The organism is Amycolatopsis thermophila (assembly GCF_030814215.1).
In the GTDB taxonomy this organism is placed as follows: domain Bacteria; phylum Actinomycetota; class Actinomycetes; order Mycobacteriales; family Pseudonocardiaceae; genus Amycolatopsis_E; species Amycolatopsis_E thermophila.
Map to the genome: position 1 here is coordinate 5,713,145 of NZ_JAUSUT010000001.1, position 11,900 is coordinate 5,725,044.

The window sequence follows — 11,900 nt, forward strand, 5'->3', positions numbered from 1 at the left end:
CCGCGGCGGGGCATCTGTGCGGCATGTCCGTTGACGATTCTCTGCCGACGCTGCGCCGGCTGGCCGACCTGGCGGAGCTGCTGATCCCCGGCGTGGTGGTCTACGTGCGGTATTCGCCGGGCCCGGAGTCCGATGCCGGGCACCCGAGCACCGACCACGAGAGCGGGCTGGAGATGCCGGGGGTGTCGGTCAACCCGCTGAACGCGCCGGGCTGGTGGTCGTTGCCGGTGGAGGACTGGCTGGCGCGGCGGATCTGCCAGTACCTGCACCAGCAGCGGGAGGGGGCGCGGCCGTGGGTGCTGACCGGCAAGGAGGTGGACTTCGGGCCGGACAACGAGCCGCTGCTGGTGGACGTCGAGCCGATCGCGTGGATCGCCGACGAGCTGGTGGAGGAGGCGCGGGATCGGTACCACTCCCGGCTGGACGCGGGGCGCTCGACGCACGAAGATTGATCGTAGGTGTTTCGCGCGCCGGGTGATCGGGAATGCGGGGCCGGGAGGTGAGCGATGGGCGTGGGTGACTGGCTGCGGCGGTGGCCGGTGTACCGGCAGCTGACCGGGGACGACCGGCTGGGCCGGGGCGCGGCGGCGCAGTCGGCGCGGTCGCACTCCCTGATGCCGCGGACGGCTTCGGCGGACCGGGTGGTGCATTCGGTGTGCCCGTACTGCGCGGTGGGGTGCGCGCAGAACGTGTACGTGAAGGACGAGCGGGTCGTCCAGATCGAGGGCAACCCGGATTCGCCGATCTCCCGGGGCCGGTTGTGCCCGAAGGGGTCGGCGAGCAAGCAACTGGTGACCGGGCCGCAGCGGGTGGAGAAGGTGCTCTACCGCGCGCCGTACGGCACGCAGTGGCAGGAGCTGGACCTGTCCACGGCGATGGACATGGTGGCCGACCGGGTGCTGGACGCGCGGCGCAAGGGCTGGCAGGAGACCGACGAGCGGGGCAACCGGCTGCGGCGGACGATGGGTCTGGCGAGCCTGGGCGGCGCGACGCTGGACAACGAAGAGAACTTCCTGATCAAGAAGTTGTTCACGGCGCTGGGCGCGATCCAGATCGAGAACCAGGCCCGTATTTGACACTCCGCCACGGTTCCCGGTCTGGGAGCCTCCTTCGGTCGCGGTGGTGCGACGGACTACCAGCAGGACCTGGTCAACGCCGACTGCGTGTTCATCATGGGCTCGAACATGGCCGAGGCCCATCCGGTGGGGTTCCAGTGGGTGATGGAGGCCAAGGCGCGGGGCGCGAAGGTGTTCCACATCGACCCGCGGTTCACGCGCACGAGTGCGCTGGCGGACCGGCACGTGCCGTTGCGGGCGGGGTCGGACATCGCGTTCCTGGGCGGGGTGATCAACTACATCCTGTCGAACGGGCTGGAGTTCCGGGAGTACGTCACGGCGTACACGAACGCGCCGTTCCTGGTGAGTGAGGAGTTCCGGGACACCGAGGACCTGGACGGGTTGTTCAGCGGGTACGACCCCGAGACGGCGTCGTACGAGACGGCGAGCTGGCACTACGAGAGCGCGCGGCCGCGGGAGGGCCGGGGCGCGCGGGCGAAGGAGCAGTCGGCGCCGGACCAGCACGGGTCGGGCGGGCCGTCGGTGGAGGGTGCCGCGGACGAGATCGCCGCGGATCCGACGCTGGAGCACCCGCGGTGCGTGTTCCAGATCCTCAAGCGGCACTTCGCGCGGTACACGCCGGAGATGGTGGAGCGGACCTGCGGGGTGCCGGCCGAGGTGTTCCTCGAGGTGTGCCGGGCGTGGACGGAGAACTCGGGGCGGGACCGCACGGCGGCGCTGGTGTACAGCGTGGGCTGGACGCAGCACTCGATGGGTGCGCAGTACATCCGGGCGGGGTCGATCATCCAGTTGCTGCTGGGCAACATCGGGCGGCCGGGTGGCGGGGTGTTCGCGTTGCGCGGGCACGCCTCGATCCAGGGATCGACCGACATCCCGACGTTGTTCAACCTGCTGCCGGGTTATCTGCCGATGCCGGACACCGGTCACGGCGACATCGGCGAGTACCTGCACCTGGTGCGCGGTGACCGGCAGAAGGGGTTCTGGCGCAACGCCGACGCGTACCTGGTGTCGTTGCTGAAGGAGTACTGGGGCGACCACGCGACGGCCGAGAACGACTGGTGCTTCGACTACCTGCCGCGGATCAACGGCGATCACGGCACCTACCGGACCGTGATGGACATGATCGACGGGAAGGTGTTCGGGTACTTCCTGCTCGGGCAGAACCCGGCGGTGGGGTCGGCGAACGGGCGGTTGCAGCGGCTGGGCATGGCGAACCTGGACTGGCTGGTGGTGCGGGACCTGGCGATGATCGAGAGCGCCACGTTCTGGAAGGACTCGCCGGAGATCGAGTCCGGGGAGATCGTGCCGGAGCGGTGCCGCACCGAGGTGTTCTTCTTCCCGGCGGCCTCCCACGTGGAGAAGTCCGGTACGTTCACCCAGACGCAGCGGATGCTGCAGTGGCGGGACAAGGCCGTCGACCCGGCGGGTGACCAGCGCAGTGAGCTGTGGTTCTTCTACCACCTGGGCCGGATCCTGAAGGAGAAGCTGGCGGGGTCCACCGACGAGCGGGATCGTCCGCTGCTGGACCTGTGGTGGGACTACCGGATGGAGGACGGTGACGAGCCCTCGGCCGAGGACGTGCTGCGCCGCATCAACGGGGTGGACCTGGAGACCGGGCGTGCGCTGAACGGGTACCTGGAGCTGAAGGCCGACGGCAGCACCCTGTGCGGATGCTGGATCTACAGCGGCGTGTACGCCGATGAGGTGAACCAGGCGGCGCGCCGCAAGCCGCACGACGAGCAGGGCCCGTACGAGTCGGAGTGGGGCTGGACGTGGCCGTTGAACCGGCGCGTGCTCTACAACCGGGCGTCGGCCGATCCGCAGGGCCGCCCGTGGAGCGAGCGGAAGAAGCTCGTGTGGTGGGACGCGGAGAAGGGCGAGTGGACCGGGCACGACGTGCCGGACTTCGAGAAGACCAAGCCGCCGGGCTTCCGGCCGGAGCCGGGGGCGGTGGGACCGGACGCGCTGCACGGTGACGACCCGTTCGTGATGCAGTCCGACGGCAAGGGCTGGTTGTTCGCGCCGAACGGGGTGCTGGACGGGCCGCTGCCCACGCACTACGAGCCGCACGAGTCGCCGGTGCGCAACCCGTTGTACGGGCAGCAGGGCAACCCGGCGCGGAAGGTGTACCCGCGGGTGGACAACCCGTCGAACCCGGCGCCGCCGGAGCGGCTCGGCGAGGTGTTCCCGTACGTGTTCACCGCGTCGCGGCTGACCGAGCACCACACCGCGGGTGGGATGAGCCGTCAGTTGCCGTACCTGGCGGAGTTGCAGCCGGCGTTGTTCGTGGAGGTCTCGCCGGAGCTGGCGGCCGAGCGCGGTCTGGTGCACCTGGGCTGGGCGCACGTGGTGACGAGCCGGTCGGCGGTGGATGCGCGGGTGTTCGTCACCGAGCGGATGCGGCCGCTGCGGATCGAGGACCGGGTGGTGCACCAGATCTGGATGCCCTACCACTGGGGGCAGACCGGCCTGGTCGACGGTGACGTGGTGAACGACCTGCTCGGGGTGGTGGCGGATCCGAACGTGTTCATCCAGGAGAGCAAGGTGGCCACCTGCGACATCCGGCCCGGCCGCCGCCCGCGCGGCCCCGGCCTGCTGGCCTACCTGGAGGAGTACCGGACGCGGGCGGGGATCACGGTGGCGACGGGGACGCACCTCGACACGGCAGGCGGCGCGGAGGGGCGGTCATGACGAACAGCTTCTACGGCCCGCTGGAGGACCCGGCGGGCGAGGCCGGGTACCGGGAGCACCCGCCGCGGATGGGCTTTTTCACCGACACGTCGGTGTGCATCGGCTGCAAGGCGTGCGAGGTGGCGTGCAAGGAGTGGAACGGGGTGCCCGACGACGGGTTCGACCTGCTGGGCATGTCGTTCGACAACACCGGGATGCTGGGCGCGAACTCGTGGCGGCACGTGGCGTTCGTCGAGCAGGAGCGGCCGGGCGCGCGCTCGCCGGAGCCGGTGGACCTGGGGTTGCCGTCGTTCGACCTGCCGGGCGCCGGCAGCGGAGCGGAGACCCGCACCGACTTCCGGTGGCTGATGAGTTCGGACGTGTGCAAGCACTGCACGCACGCCGGGTGTCTGGACGTGTGCCCGACTGGCGCGTTGTTCCGCACCGAGTTCGGGTCGGTGGTGGTGCAGCCGGACATCTGCAACGGCTGCGGGTACTGCGTGTCCGGTTGCCCGTACGGGGTGATCGACCGGCGCGAGGTCGACGGCCGGGCGTGGAAGTGCACGCTGTGCTACGACCGCCTGCGGGACGGGCTGGAACCGGCGTGCGCCAAGGCGTGCCCGACCGATTCGATCCAGTTCGGACCGCTGGAGGAGCTGCGGGAGCGGGCCGCGCGCCGGGTGGACGCCCTGCACGAGGCCGGGGTGGGCGAGGCGCGGTTGTACGGCGAGAGCCCGGACGACGGCGTGGGTGGTGACGGCGCGTTCTTCCTGCTGCTGGACGAGCCCGAGGTGTACGGTCTGCCGCCGGACCCGGTGGTGCCGACGAAGGACTCGGGGTCGATGTGGAAGTTCGCGGGCGTAGCCGCCTCGGCGCTGGTGGCCGCCGCGGTGTCGGTCTTCTTCGGACGGGGCGGATGATGAAGGAACAGGTCGCGGTGCCGCGGGCGGAGTTCCGGTCCTACTACGGGCGGCCGGTGCTCAAGCCGCCGGTGTGGGAGTGGAAGATCCCGGCCTACCTGTTCACCGGCGGGTTGTCCGCGGGGTCGGCGATGCTCGGCGCCGGGGCGGACCTGACCGGGCGCCCGGTGTTGCGCCGGGCGAGCCGTCTGGGCGCGCTGGGCGCGCTCGCGGCGAGCCTGTACCTGCTGGTGGCCGATCTGGGGCGGCCGGAGCGGTTCCTGCACATGCTGCGGGTGGCCAAGCCCAGTTCGCCGATGAGCGTGGGCACCTGGATCCTGGTCGCCTACGGCCCGGGTGCCGGGGTGGCGGCGGTGGCCGAGCTGGTGCCGGCGCGGTGGCGGGGCACGATGCCCGGGCGGTTGCTGCGGTGGCTGGCGCGGCCGGCCGGGTTGTCGGCAGCGGCGATCGCGCCCGGCGTGGCGTCCTACACGTCGGTGTTGTTGTCGCAGACGGCGGTGCCGGGCTGGCACGAGGCCTACCGGCAGCTGCCGTTCGTGTTCACCGGGTCGGCGGCGGCCAGTGGCGCGGGGTGGGGTCTGGTGTTCGCCCCGGTCGGGGAGGCCGGGCCGGCGCGGCGCCTGGCGGTGGTCGGGGCGGCGGCGGAGGTGGTCGCGTCGAAGGTGATCGACCAGCGTCTCGGGCTGACCTCCCAGGCCTACACCACCGGGAAGGCACACCGGCTGCGGAAGTGGTCGGAGTACCTGACGCTGGGCGGCGCGGTGGGCGCGCTGGCGGGCCGTCGCAGCCGGGCCGTGTCGGTCGCGTCGGGGCTGGCGTTGCTGGCGGGCAGCGCGTTGCAGCGGTTCGGGGTGTTCGAAGCCGGTGTGGAGTCCACGAGGGACCCGAAGTACGTGGTGGTGCCGCAGCGGGATCGGGTCAGCCGGGGGAGCGAGCGCTGAGCAGGTTCGCCAGCGAGAAGCTCTCCCCGCGCGCGAGCAGGCGGACGTCGGTGGCCGGGTGACGTCGCGCGGCCTCGTGCAGGAAGTTCGACACCGGTGAGGTGAACTTGCCGTAGTCGTCGAAGTGCACGGGCACCACGTGGGTGGGGTTCATCAGCTCCAGCATGCGCCCGCCCTGGTGGTCGTCCATGGTGACCAGGACGCCGAGCACGCGGGTGCCGCCGAGGTGCAGCACGGCGAGGTCGATCTCGGGGTAGCGGCGGCGGATCTCGGTGAGTTCGTCGTGGATGATGGTGTCGCCGCTGACGTAGATGCGCAGCGTGGCCGCGCCCGGCCGGGCGGTGTACTCCCAGATGCTGCCCATCACCGGCGGCAGGATCCGGTTCAGCGGGCCGCGGGAGTGGCGGGCCGGGACCGCGGTGACGGTCAGCTGGGCGTCCCCGTCGGTGAGGGTCTCCCCGCGCCACGTGGGTAGCGCGACGGTGGCCCGGAAGCCGCGCTTGGCCAGGCGGATCGCGGCGTGGCGGGTGGTCAGGATCGGCACGTCCGGCGGCAGGTCGCGGCGGGCGACGCGGTCGAAGTGGTCGCCGTGCAGGTGGGACAGCACCACCCCGGACAGTTCGGGCAGGTCGGCGATCTGGGCCGCGGGTTCGGTGCGGCGCCGGGAGACGAGCCCCTGCCCGAAGTAGGACCACTGCCCGCGGTGCAGGAAGTTCGGGTCCGTCAGGACCCGGAACGGCCCCAGCCGCACCAGGGTGGTGGCGGTGCCGATGAACGTGAGCGAGTCCGGGGGGAACACACAACCCGGGCTACCCACCAGCGTGCGGATGATTCACCGCGCGGGGCGGGGGAACCCGGCCGCGGTCGGGATCCGCAGCGCCGGGCCGGACTGGTTGCCGTGCCTGCGCGAGTCCGCCTACCAGGGCAGCCGGGTCGCCGTGACCGCCAGCGTGGTCAGCGGCACGGTGAACCTCCCGCCGAGGCGGTCGATCGCGGCGCCGACGTGGTCGAGCACCTCGGCGCGCTGCCCGGGCGCGAGCGGGGTGAGGCCGCCGGTGGTGGCGAGCTGGTCCAGCCACGCATCGCGGGTGTAGGTGCGCTCGGCGTCGAAGCGCCACCGCTCCGGCTCGTCGAAGGTCGCCGCCTCCCGCATGCCGTCGGCGATCTTGGCGAATCCGGCCTGGTAGAGGTCGGCCGGCGCGGCCTGGAGGGTGAACGGCGAGCCGGGCACGACCCGCCGGTAGACCTCGGCGAAGGCGTCGACGACCTCGGGCGGGGCTGCGAAGGCGTGCGCGAACACCGCGAACCGGCCACCGGGGCGCAGCACGCGCGCGACCTTGACCAGGCCCGCGACCGGGTCGACCCAGTGCCAGGACTGGGCCGCCACGACCGCGTCGAAGGTGCGGCCGGCCGGGTCCCACGCCTCGAAGGTGGCGACTTCGGTGGCGACGCCGTTGTCCCGGGCGAACCCGGCCATCCGCGGGTCCGGGTCGACGCCGAGCACGCGGCAGCCGGCCGCTCGGAGCTGGCGCGCGGCGATCCCGGTGCCGCAGCCGACGTCCAGGACGTCGGCGCCGGCGGCCGCGATCCGCTCGATCAGGGCGGCGGGATAGGGGGGCCTGGACCGGTCGTAGCGGGCGGCGTCGACGCCGAACGACTCGGCCGTGGCCCGGGCCTCGTGCGGTAAAGTGGGCATGCGCCCACCCTAGTGGGCGGGCGCCCACTAGGACCAGGGAGGAGCACGCGGTGCCCACCGGGGTGCACATCCAGGACCCGCGACGCCAGCTGCTCGACGCCGCCGAACGGGTTCTGCTCCGGGACGGGCCGAGCGGGCTGACCAGCCGCGCGGTGACCGCGGAGGCGGACTGCGCGAAGGGCGTGCTGCACCGGCATTTCGCCGATTTCGACGACTTCCTCGCCGAGCTGGTGCGGGAACGCATCGCCCGGCTCGAGGACCAGGCGGTCAGCCTGCGCGGGGCGGCCGGGACGGGCACCGTCGCGGGCAACCTCGTCACCGCGCTGACCGGCCTGTTCGACCCGGTCGCGATCGGTGTGGTCGGGCTCGTGGTGTTCCGGGACGAGCTGCGCGCCCGCCTGCGCCGGGCGTGGCCGGGGATCCCGGTGCTGACGGAGGCGGCCGCCCTGATCGCCGCCTACCTCACCGACGAGTGCGACATGGGCCGCATCGCCGCCGACGCCGACGTCGATTCGCTCGCCCTGTCCCTGATCGGAGCGGGCCACCTGCTCTTCGCCGGCCGCGACGGCAGCCCACCCGAACCCGGCGAGGTGGAGCAGGTGGTGACCGCCGTGACCGCCGACGTCGTCCAACGCAGACTGCTGTGAAACCCGTGCGGCACAAGGGGAAATGCCGGTTCCGGGCGCGCCGCCGACGGCGCGTCCAGCCGCGCAGTCCGGTGGTCCGTCGCCCATGAACCTCCGCGTACGGCGTCTCGCCGGCCACGGCGACCGCGGGGTCGTAGCTGCTGCCGTCCCGGTTGAAGGTGCCTTGTCGCGGATGCCTTGCAGGATCGCTTACGCCCGGCGCAAAGGTCCAGACCTCTGTTCGGCCCCTGCCGATCGCCGGTAGGTTGGCGGACATGGCAAGGCCGAACAGCACCGTCGTCGTGCTCGCCGGCCCCGGCGCGGACGAGGTCCTGGCCGGGCTCGACGGGCTGGCCAACGTCCGCGTCACGCGATCCGGCGAGCCGGCCGGGCTGGTGGGGCAGTCACACGCCGCGTACGTGGTGCACGACCGCGACCCGCTGGCGGCGGTGGCCGCCGCGTGGGCCGGGTTCTTCGACCGGCAGGCCGAGCCCGGCGCGCTCGAGGTCGCCATCGAGGCCGCGGTGGCCGACCTGCGCCGCGGCACGACCCTGCTGCCCGACTACTACCTGGTGCTCGACCCGGAATCCCTGCCCGAAACGGGCAAACACTGGTGGCTGGGCGTGCTCGCCGGTGCCGCGCCCAGCCGCGTGGTGCCGGTCGCGCCGGACGTCGCGGCGGTGCGGGAAGCGCTGTCCCGGCTGCCGTCGGGCCGCTGGTGGCCCGACGACGTGCCGGCGTGGCTGCGCGGCCTGGTCCGCGTCGTCCCGGACCAGGCCGGCCTGCCGCGCCTGGCTCAGCTCTGAGTGACCGGCTCCAGGACCACCACCGGGATCTCCCGGCTGGTCTTCTTCTGGTACTCGTCGTAGTCGGGCCAGACCTCGGTCATCTTCGCCCACATCGCGGGCTTCTCCGCCGCCGTGGCGACGCGGGCGGTCGCCGGGAAGCGATCGCCCTTGATCTGCACCTCGACGTGCGGATCGGCCTGCAGGTTGAGAAACCACGCCGGCGGGGTGTCCGTGCCGCCCTTGGAGGCGACGACCAGGTAGGCGCCCTCGTGCTCGCGGAAGATCAGCGCGTGCGTGCGCTGCTCACCGGACTTGCGGCCCTTCGTGAACAGGATCAGGATCGTCGTCCCGTTGCGCCAGTGGAAACCGTCCTCGCCGTCGGTTTCGAGGTACCGGTCGACGTGCGGCTGCCCGTGGAGGTCGATCGCGGAACTCATGGTCCCGACCCTACCCATCCAGGCCCCAGTCCCTGATCACCTGATCGGTGTCCGCGCCCGGCGCGGTGGGCGGCTTCGGGTCGGCGGCGGGCGTGCGGGAGAACCGGGGCGCGGGCGCGGCCTGAACCGCGCCGTTGACCTCGCGCAGCGACCCGCGCGCGGTCAGGTGCTCGTCACGGGTCGCCTCGGCCAGCGACAGCACCGGCGTCACGCACGCGTCCGTCCCGGCGAACACCGCCGCCCACTCGTCGCGCGTCCGCGAGGCGATCACCTCGGTGAACCGTGCGCGCAAGCGGGGCCAGCCCGACCGGTCGCCCTGCGCGGGCAGGTCCTCGCCGTCCAGGCCCAGCCCCTTGAGCAGCTCGGCGTAGAACTGCGGCTCCAGCGCGCCCACCGCGATGTACTCGCCGTCGGCGCAGCGGTAGGTGTCGTAGTAGGGGCAGCCGGTGTCGAGCAGGTTCGTGCCGGGCTCGTCGGCCCACGCGCCCTGCGCGCGCAGCGCCCACACCATCTGCATCAGCACGCTCGCGCCGTCGACCATCGCCGCGTCGACCACCTGGCCGCGGCCGGAGCGGTCCCGCTCCACCAGCGCGGCGAGCACGCCGGTGACCAGGAACATCGAGCCGCCGCCGAAATCGCCCACCAGGTTCAGCGGCGGCACCGGCTTGCCCGCGGTGTCCCGCACCGCGTGCAGGGCGCCGGTCAGGGAGATGTAGTTGATGTCGTGCCCGGCCTGGTTCGCCCTCGGACCCTGCTGGCCCCAGCCGGTCATGCGGCCGTAGACCAGGCGCGGGTTGCGGGCGAAACAGTCCTCGGGCCCGACGCCCAGCCGCTCGGCCACACCGGGCCGGAAGCCCTCCAGCAGCACGTCGGCCTTCTCCACCAGCCGTCCGACCAGGTCCTTGCCCTCGGCGGTCTTCAGGTCCGCCGCGATCGAGCGCCGTCCGCGCAGCAGGTGGTCCCGCGCCTGCGGCGGCAGCACCTGCAGGCCCCCGGCGGGCCGCTCGACGCGCACCACGTCGGCGCCGAGGTCCGCGAGGACCATCGCCGCGTGCGGGCCCGGGCCGATCCCCGCCAGCTCCAGCACCCTGATCCCGGCCAGCGGCCCCATCGGCACCCGCCCTCTCCCTCGTTCGCCCGTGCAGTGCCCCGGATTGTGCCAGCCCGGCCGGACGGGCGGGTGTGACCCGGTCCACGGCGCTACACGGACCACTCACGGATCGAGGCGCATCATGGAGTTCAGGGCACCCGCCGGGGCGCCCGCCGTGGTGAGGGAGCTGACATGCCCTACCAAGACCTCGGAGCGTTCGTCTGGCCCATCATGGTGCTGATCTGGGTCCTGGCCGCGTCCTACTCCCGCGCGGCCATGCACCGCCGGTGGCAGGCCCGCGCACACCCCGCACCGCCGCGCCCGCCGTCACGACCGGTGGACGCGCCGGAGGCCGCCGAGTCCCTGCGCGCCCTGTGGGAGCAGGCCCGCGAGCGCTACGCGCGGATAGCGGGGGAGTACGGCTCCTACGAGTCCGACCCCATTCAGGTGCTTCGCCGGCCCGCGCTGGCCGACCCCGCGGTGCCCTCGACCAGCCGGTTCATCGACGCCTTCCACGAGGCGATGGCGCTGCACACCGAGTCCTACCCGCCCACCGACCTGGCGAAGACCTACGTCGAGGCCACCGAGAACGCCGAGAAGGCCTGGACCGCGGCCTGCGAGGCGGCCGACAAGCTGCGCGCGTCCCGCTTCACCGCCGATGAGCGCGCCCTGATCAACCAGGGCATCAAACTGCTCGAGCTGGCCGAGGGCGCCACCACCCCCGCCGAGCAGGAGGCCGCCCTCGCCGCGGCCCGTCAGGTGCTCGGCAAGCTCGAACGCAGCACGGGCACCCGGCTCGACTGGCGGGTCCCGCGCCCGGCCCGGCAGGCCATCGACCGGCTCGGCAAGCCGCCCCTGCCCCCGGCATGACGAGGGGCCCGGCACGCGCCGGGCCCCTTCGGCACCAGTACCCGGCTAGCTGCGGGCCTGGGCTGTCTTGCGGTTGTTGGCCTTCTGGATCGCGTCGACCAGTTCGTTCTTGTTCATCGACGAACGGCCCTTGATGTCCAGTTTCTTGGCCACGTCGTACAGGTGCTGCTTGCTGGCCTTGGCGTCCACGCCCCCGGCGGTCGCGGCCGGTTTGCGGCCCGCGCCGCGGCTGGCCTGCTTGTCCGACGGGCCCTTGCGGCCCTTCTCCTCCCAGTGGTCGCCGACCTTCTCGAACGAGTGCTTCAGCGACGCGTACGCCGTCTGGTGCGCGCGCCGGCCCTCGCCGTAGGTCTCGACCGCGGAGTCGTGGGTCTTCACCCACGTGTCCTGCGCCTTCTTCGAAGACCGCTTCAGCGTGCTGGGCAGGGCTTCACGTCCAGGCATCGGAGCACCTCCTGTCTCCTCTCGTGCCTGGTGAAAGGCTTCCCGGCACGGTTCGACGTCAAACTTCGCCGTCCTCGACCCGCATCGCCTGCTGCTCGGCGCCCGCGGCCGGCCGCTCCCGCCCGCGGTCCTCGCCGATCTCGGTGGCCTCGGCGTCGACCATGTCGTTCGCGCGGTCGGGGGCGGAGAACTGCCCGGCGGGCGCCTCGGAGTCCGGCTCGCGCGCCCGGTCCGGGTCGCTCACCCGCCAGCTCACCGGGTTTTCCAGCGGCTGGGGCTCGGCGTCGAGTTCCAGGTTCTCCTGCTGTTCGGATCGCACCGGGTCCTGACTCATGTCGGCTC

Annotated in this window: 13 protein-coding genes; 7 read left to right on the top strand and 6 right to left on the bottom strand. The window is 72.5% G+C overall.

From position 1 onward, the window contains the following. Nucleotides 1-23: 23 nt before the first annotated feature. The 4 genes from FB470_RS28040 to nrfD are packed head-to-tail and all read left to right on the top strand — an operon-like array spanning nt 24 to nt 5,607. Nucleotides 24-452: a DUF6098 family protein gene (locus tag FB470_RS28040; protein WP_306996405.1), complete on the top strand. Its 429-nt coding sequence runs from the start codon at nt 24-26 to the stop codon at nt 450-452. 54 nt (nt 453-506) lie between these two features. Further along, nucleotides 507-3,767 carry a formate dehydrogenase gene (gene fdh / locus FB470_RS28045; protein WP_306996406.1) on the top strand — a complete coding sequence of 1,087 codons (3,261 nt, stop codon included), beginning with the start codon at nt 507-509 and terminating at the stop codon, nt 3,765-3,767. Next, nucleotides 3,764-4,666: a 4Fe-4S dicluster domain-containing protein gene (locus FB470_RS28050; protein WP_306996407.1), complete on the top strand. Its 903-nt coding sequence runs from the start codon at nt 3,764-3,766 to the stop codon at nt 4,664-4,666. Before fdh ends, FB470_RS28050 begins: the two co-directional genes overlap by 4 nt. Beyond that, nucleotides 4,666-5,607: an NrfD/PsrC family molybdoenzyme membrane anchor subunit gene (gene nrfD / locus FB470_RS28055; protein ID WP_306999510.1), complete on the top strand. Its 942-nt coding sequence runs from the start codon at nt 4,666-4,668 to the stop codon at nt 5,605-5,607. The genes FB470_RS28050 and nrfD overlap by 1 nt, the downstream gene beginning before the upstream one ends. Here the strand turns inward: nrfD and FB470_RS28060 are convergent. Together FB470_RS28060 and FB470_RS28065 are read right to left on the bottom strand one after the other, a co-directional pair. Beyond that, nucleotides 5,585-6,406: an MBL fold metallo-hydrolase gene (locus FB470_RS28060; protein WP_306996408.1), complete on the bottom strand. Its 822-nt coding sequence runs from the start codon at nt 6,404-6,406 to the stop codon at nt 5,585-5,587. The genes nrfD and FB470_RS28060 overlap by 23 nt on opposite strands. Before the next feature lie 117 nt (nt 6,407-6,523). Then, nucleotides 6,524-7,303, bottom strand: a complete 780-nt coding sequence (locus FB470_RS28065; RefSeq protein WP_306996409.1) for a class I SAM-dependent methyltransferase — start codon at nt 7,301-7,303, stop codon at nt 6,524-6,526. Nucleotides 7,304-7,353: 50 nt separating this feature from the next. Between FB470_RS28065 and FB470_RS28070 the strand changes: the two genes are divergently transcribed. Together FB470_RS28070 and FB470_RS28075 are read left to right on the top strand one after the other, a co-directional pair. Continuing rightward, on the top strand, nt 7,354-7,950 hold the full coding sequence (locus tag FB470_RS28070; protein WP_306996410.1) for a TetR/AcrR family transcriptional regulator: 597 nt from the start codon (nt 7,354-7,356) through the stop codon (nt 7,948-7,950). A gap of 254 nt (nt 7,951-8,204) precedes the next feature. Further along, nucleotides 8,205-8,735 carry a hypothetical protein gene (locus FB470_RS28075; RefSeq protein WP_306996411.1) on the top strand — a complete coding sequence of 177 codons (531 nt, stop codon included), beginning with the start codon at nt 8,205-8,207 and terminating at the stop codon, nt 8,733-8,735. Here FB470_RS28075 and FB470_RS28080 read toward each other — a convergent pair. Continuing rightward, complete coding sequence (locus FB470_RS28080) at nt 8,726-9,154, bottom strand: nitroreductase family deazaflavin-dependent oxidoreductase (RefSeq protein ID WP_306996412.1); 429 nt, start codon at nt 9,152-9,154, stop codon at nt 8,726-8,728. The genes FB470_RS28075 and FB470_RS28080 overlap by 10 nt on opposite strands. Before the next feature lie 10 nt (nt 9,155-9,164). After that, nucleotides 9,165-10,265: a CaiB/BaiF CoA transferase family protein gene (locus tag FB470_RS28085; protein WP_306999512.1), complete on the bottom strand. Its 1,101-nt coding sequence runs from the start codon at nt 10,263-10,265 to the stop codon at nt 9,165-9,167. Between the two features lie 171 nt (nt 10,266-10,436). On the opposite strand from FB470_RS28085, the gene FB470_RS28090 reads away from it, so the two are divergent. After that, nucleotides 10,437-11,114 carry a hypothetical protein gene (locus tag FB470_RS28090; RefSeq protein ID WP_306996413.1) on the top strand — a complete coding sequence of 226 codons (678 nt, stop codon included), beginning with the start codon at nt 10,437-10,439 and terminating at the stop codon, nt 11,112-11,114. Nucleotides 11,115-11,159: 45 nt separating this feature from the next. On the opposite strand, the gene FB470_RS28095 is transcribed toward FB470_RS28090, so the two are convergent. Both FB470_RS28095 and FB470_RS28100 read right to left on the bottom strand, forming a co-directional pair. Beyond that, the gene (locus tag FB470_RS28095; protein WP_306996414.1) at nt 11,160-11,558 is read right to left on the bottom strand and encodes a ChaB family protein; all 399 of its coding nucleotides are present in this window, start codon (nt 11,556-11,558) and stop codon (nt 11,160-11,162) included. A gap of 58 nt (nt 11,559-11,616) precedes the next feature. Next, nucleotides 11,617-11,892 (bottom strand): hypothetical protein, encoded by a 276-nt coding sequence (locus tag FB470_RS28100; protein WP_306996415.1) that lies wholly within the window; start codon nt 11,890-11,892, stop codon nt 11,617-11,619. Nucleotides 11,893-11,900 lie beyond the last annotated feature (8 nt).

What these genes read in the sequence shown, in the direction of transcription:
- FB470_RS28075 (WP_306996411.1), top strand. Translation starts at nt 8,205, where the DNA reads ATGGCAAGGCCGAACAGCACCGTCGTCGTGCTCGCCGGCCCCGGCGCG.
- FB470_RS28040 (WP_306996405.1), top strand. Translation starts at nt 24, where the DNA reads ATGTCCGTTGACGATTCTCTGCCGACGCTGCGCCGGCTGGCCGACCTG.
- FB470_RS28080 (WP_306996412.1), bottom strand. Translation starts at nt 9,154, where the DNA reads ATGAGTTCCGCGATCGACCTCCACGGGCAGCCGCACGTCGACCGGTAC.
- FB470_RS28090 (WP_306996413.1), top strand. Translation starts at nt 10,437, where the DNA reads ATGCCCTACCAAGACCTCGGAGCGTTCGTCTGGCCCATCATGGTGCTG.
- FB470_RS28095 (WP_306996414.1), bottom strand. Translation starts at nt 11,558, where the DNA reads ATGCCTGGACGTGAAGCCCTGCCCAGCACGCTGAAGCGGTCTTCGAAG.
- FB470_RS28085 (WP_306999512.1), bottom strand. Translation starts at nt 10,265, where the DNA reads ATGGGGCCGCTGGCCGGGATCAGGGTGCTGGAGCTGGCGGGGATCGGC.
- nrfD (WP_306999510.1), top strand. Translation starts at nt 4,666, where the DNA reads ATGAAGGAACAGGTCGCGGTGCCGCGGGCGGAGTTCCGGTCCTACTAC.
- FB470_RS28050 (WP_306996407.1), top strand. Translation starts at nt 3,764, where the DNA reads ATGACGAACAGCTTCTACGGCCCGCTGGAGGACCCGGCGGGCGAGGCC.
- FB470_RS28100 (WP_306996415.1), bottom strand. Translation starts at nt 11,892, where the DNA reads ATGAGTCAGGACCCGGTGCGATCCGAACAGCAGGAGAACCTGGAACTC.
- FB470_RS28065 (WP_306996409.1), bottom strand. Translation starts at nt 7,303, where the DNA reads ATGCCCACTTTACCGCACGAGGCCCGGGCCACGGCCGAGTCGTTCGGC.